A 4,539-nucleotide genomic window follows, 5' to 3' on the forward strand; every position below is an offset into this window, starting at 1 on the left:
GCCCGGACCTATGTCGTCGCCGAGGCCGAGGACGGGCTGGTGCTGGTCGATCAGCACGCCGCGCATGAGCGGCTGGTGCTCGAACGGATGCGCGCGGCGCTGGCGGGCGGCACCGTCGCCTCGCAGTCGCTGCTGATTCCCGAAGTGGTCGAGCTCGACGAGCTCGCCTGCGACCGCCTCGAAGCGCGCGCGGAGGAACTGGCGGCGTTCGGGCTGGAGCTGGAGCGGTTCGGCGCGCGGGCGGTGCTGGTCCGCGCCACCCCGGCGCTGCTCGGCCATGCGGATGCGGCCGGGCTCGTCACCGACCTGGCCGACGAACTCGCCGCCTATGACGAGGCGCTGTCGCTGCGCGAGCGGCTCGACGCGGTGGCGGGTACGATGGCCTGCCACGGCTCGGTGCGCGCCGGCCGCGTGCTGTCGGTGGCGGAGATGAACGCCCTGCTCCGCGAGATGGAGGCGACGCCGCATTCAGGTCAGTGCAACCACGGCCGCCCGACCTGGGTGAAGCTCGACCTGAAAAGCGTGGAGAAGCTGTTCGGCAGGTGAGGTGCGGGGCGATGCCTAGGCGCAAAGCGATGAGTGACATCGATGTGTTATTTACGTGACAGTAGCGCCCGAATTGTCACGAAAGCCATTTCGGCCAACTTTACACGCCAACCAGCGCAGTTCATGCGCCACCCATGTTTGTCGCGGTGGCGTGCGCCACCGGCCGGCACGGGAATCGCGACTCGAAGCCGCACAAGCGGATGTGGGTCGCTTCAAAGGGAACTAGCCATGAATGACGTGAACTTCACTCGCCTGTTGCTGCGCGCAGGGATCTCGTCGGCCGCATTGCTGATGGGCCTGGTTGCCGCGCCGGCGATGGCGCAGTCGGCGCCTGCCGCGGCGACGCCGAACAATCCGTCGACGCTGCCCGTCGATCCTGCCCAGGCCAATACGGAGGCCACGCCAAGCGATCAGGACAAGGACGTCGTCGTCACCGGCACGCTGTTCCGCAGCGCGACCACCACCGCTTCGCCGGTCACCGTGTTGACCGCCGACAACATCGCCAAGGCTGGTGTCACCAACATCACCGATGCGGTGCGCTCGGTCGCGGCGGACGGTGCCGGCTCGATCGGCAACGCCTTCACCAGTGGCTTCTCGGCGGGCGGTGCAGCTATCTCGCTGCGCAACCTGGGCGTGTCGTCCACGGTAGTTCTGGTCGACGGGCTACGCTCGACGAACTTCCCGCTGAACGACGATGGCCATAACAGCTACACCGATCTCAACAGCATTCCGATCGTCAACGTCCAGCAGGTCCAGGTGCTGAAGGACGGCGCGTCCTCGCTATACGGTGCAGATGCCATCGGCGGCGTCGTGAACATCATTACACGCAAGCAGATGCGGGGCCTGGAGGTGGGAGCCGAGTCCGGCGTGTCGGATAAGGGCGATGGCCAGAAGTACCGCGCCCATCTGCTCGCCGGCTATGGCGATTACGAGAGCCAGGGCTTCAACGTCTATATCGGCGGCGACTATGAGCGTGACGGCAACATCACGGAGAAGTCGCGCGGTTTCCCCTTCAATACGATCGACCTCAAGCGGATCGGTGGCATCGATAACAATCGTGCCGACGATACACTGACCACGGCGACGCCGAACGCGGTCGTCACGCGGGTGACGCAGACCGACCTGAACAACCCGCTGGCAGGCACCGTGACCAACGCCACCACGCCGGCGATCTTCAACTCGCTGACCCCGCTGGCGAATTGCCCTTACGGCACCTTCTCCGAAAACACGGCGGCCCGCGTCGGCACGGCCTGCGCCCACAACCTGCAGAGCGAATATCTCGATATCCTGCCGTTTCAGGAGCGCTACGATGCCGTCGGCAGGGTAAGCCTGCGTATCAACTCAAACGTGGAAGCCTATGTCGCTGCGAGCTACTCGCGTGACCGGGTCGAGATCAATTCGATCCCGCGCGGCATCCGTCAGACACAGGCCTTTGGCGGCAGCCCGGCGACGGCAACGAGCAACCCCGGCATCGTGCTGCCGGTCTATGTCTGCTCGGCAGGCATCAACTGCTCGACCGCTGCAGATCGTCGTCTCGATCCGTACAATCCCTATGCAGCTGCCTATGCCGCCAATCCAGCGGCCGGCGCTGCACGCATATATTATCTGTTCGGTGACGTCCGTTCGGGCAGCACGCGCATCAACGAGGTGTATCGCATATCGGGCGGGTTGAAGGGTCATTTCGGCGACAGCTGGAGCTGGAATGTCGACGCTGCCTACTCGCGCGACAACCTCAACCTCACCAGCTACGGTAACCCGTACCTGCCCGGGCTGGTTCAGGCCATCAATACCGGTGCCTATAACTTCATCGATCCCAGCCAGAACTCGGCGGCGGTGCGCGCCATGGTGACGCCGGACGCCAACGCCCGGTCGCATTCGTCGGAAGCGACGCTCGACGCTTCCATCAGCCGCGCGCTGTTCACCCTGCCGGGCGGCGACGCGCGGCTCGCGATCGGCGGCCAGTTCCGCCGTGAGACGCTGACCAATAACAGCCTCAATCCCAACTTGAATTTCCCGGGTTTGACGACTGCTCAGGCCTATGGTGCCCGGTCGGTGGCGGCTGGCTTCTTTGAGGTCGATCTGCCGGTGTTCGACCTGCTCGACGTCGACGTGTCGGGTCGCTACGACCATTATTCTACGAATATCGGGCGCTTCTCGCCCAAGGTGACGGCTAAGTTCACGCCGGTGAAGGGCGTGGCGATCCGCGGCACCTATTCGGAGGGCTTCCGCGCACCGACCTTCGCCGAATCCGGTCCGCTCAGCTCCTATTCGGGATTCGTCGGTTACACGCCCGATGCGGGCTTCCGGGCAGCTCACCCGGCCAACGCGTCCTACACGGTCGCGTATCAGCTGGGTCGCGGCTTCACCGGCAATCCTCAAATTCAACCTGAGATCGCGCGCAGCTTCACCGCCGGCGCAGTCTTCGATCCAGTTTCGTGGCTGACGCTGACCGCCGACTATTTCCACGTCAAGAAGTCGAACCTGATCGTCACCGGCCCCTTGGTGTCGCAGGCGATCAACGCCTATTACTCGGTGGAAGGCCAGACCTTCGCATCGGCGGCAGCGGCGCAGACTGCGGCCTGCGCGGCAGTCGCAGCCACCGGGCAGGGCTATTCGTGCAACGTCGTCGACGGTGCCGATCCGTTCGCCCCCAATGCCCTGCCTCGCCTGCTGGTGCTGAACGCGCCTTATGTGAACTCGGCTTACGAGATCATTGCCGGGCTCGACTTCGGTGCGAATGCGCGGGTGCCGATTACGTCCAGCATCAGGTTCGACTCGCGTCTCGACCTGCAGGACACGCTGAACTACGACCTGCATCCTACCGGCGCACCGGTGCAGAGCTATGCCGGAACGGTCGGGCCGGAGGATTTGTCCTCGGGCGGCGGCACTCCGCGGTGGCGCGGAACCTGGCAGAACACGATTTCTGTCGGCAAGTTCGCGCTCACTGGAACGACCTACTTCGTCGGTCAGATGAGGGCGGTTGCCGCCGATCAGGCGACGTCCGTCAATGGCGATACGTCGTGCGCGACCGCGGCGATCTACAAGGACGCCAATGGCGGCAGCAGCTTCTGCACGATCCACAGCTTCATCTATACCGACGTGAACCTGACGGTGACGGTGAACGATCGCTTCCAGTTCTTCGGGACGGTCGGCAACATCGCCGGTGCGCACGCGCCGCTGTTCGCAAACACCGCCTACACTTCGCAGACCAACTATCTGGCGTCGTGGCATACCGCCGGCCTGATCGGCCGGACCTTCCGCGCTGGCGCGAACATCAAGTTCTAGTCACGTTGCTATAGCCACTCAGGAAGGGCGGTCTCGCAAGGGGCCGCCCTTTCCGTGTCAGCCAACGCTCAACACCGACGTACGAGACTTGCTGACTTCGGACGCATTCGGTTGATCACGAACGCCGACGACACATTGGAGGCCCGACCGGGAATCGAACCCGGGTGCAAGGATTTGCAGTCCTCTGCGTCACCACTCCGCCATCGGGCCCCGATGTCAGGGCGCGCAGATGCGGATTTTTTGGGTGGGGGTCAACCGTTCGTCGCTTGTGCCGGCCCCACTCGGGCGACAGGCATCGACAGATGTTGGCGCATCGCCATGTCCGCGCTAACACTCGGTCGACGATCTAGTGTGTTGCACCAATAAAACAGTTGTGCGACTAAGCGGGGCATGATGACGAGCCAGATGTACGATCCAGCGGCCCTGCGGCAGGCGATGGTGTCGAGCCAGCTGCGCACCAACGCAGTCAGCGATCAGCGCGTGGTCGCGGCGATGGCGGCGGTCGCGCGTGAGGACTACCTGCCGCGGGGGCTCAACGAGCTGGCTTATCGCGACACCGCGATCCCGCTGGGTGGCGGCCGCGCCGCCAACCTGCCGATGGCGACCGGCCGGCTGTTGACCGAAGCGGCGCTGGCGGCGAGCGACCGGGTGCTGCTGATCGGCGCGGCGGGGGGCTATGCCGCGGCGGTGCTGGCGGCGATCGTCGCC

The 4,539-nt window shown here is 64.8% G+C and carries 1 protein-coding gene, 1 tRNA gene and 2 pseudogenes; 3 read left to right on the forward strand and 1 reads right to left on the reverse strand.

Going from position 1 to position 4,539, the window contains the following annotated elements; genetic code table 11:
• Both HUU96_RS11725 and HUU96_RS11730 read left to right on the forward strand, forming a co-directional pair.
• Positions 1-546 (forward strand): annotated as a pseudogene (locus tag HUU96_RS11725) (DNA mismatch repair endonuclease MutL); the annotation flags it as partial.
• A gap of 228 nt (positions 547-774) precedes the next feature.
• A complete protein-coding gene (locus HUU96_RS11730) occupies positions 775-3,831 on the forward strand; it encodes a TonB-dependent receptor plug domain-containing protein (protein ID WP_174292970.1) in 3,057 nt (1,018 codons plus the stop codon).
• Between the two features lie 136 nt (positions 3,832-3,967).
• On the opposite strand, the gene HUU96_RS11735 is transcribed toward HUU96_RS11730, so the two are convergent.
• Positions 3,968-4,041, reverse strand: a tRNA-Cys gene (locus HUU96_RS11735).
• A 183-nt stretch (positions 4,042-4,224) separates the two neighbouring features.
• Between HUU96_RS11735 and HUU96_RS11740 the strand changes: the two are divergent.
• Positions 4,225-4,539 (forward strand): annotated as a pseudogene (locus tag HUU96_RS11740) (protein-L-isoaspartate O-methyltransferase); the annotation flags it as partial.

It is taken from the genome of Sphingomonas bacterium (assembly GCF_903644135.1).
Classification (GTDB): domain Bacteria; phylum Pseudomonadota; class Alphaproteobacteria; order Sphingomonadales; family Sphingomonadaceae; genus Sphingomonas.

Coding starts and splice junctions, on each gene's coding strand:
- HUU96_RS11730 (WP_174292970.1), top strand. CDS start 775: ATGAATGACGTGAACTTCACTCGCCTGTTGCTGCGCGCAGGGATCTCG.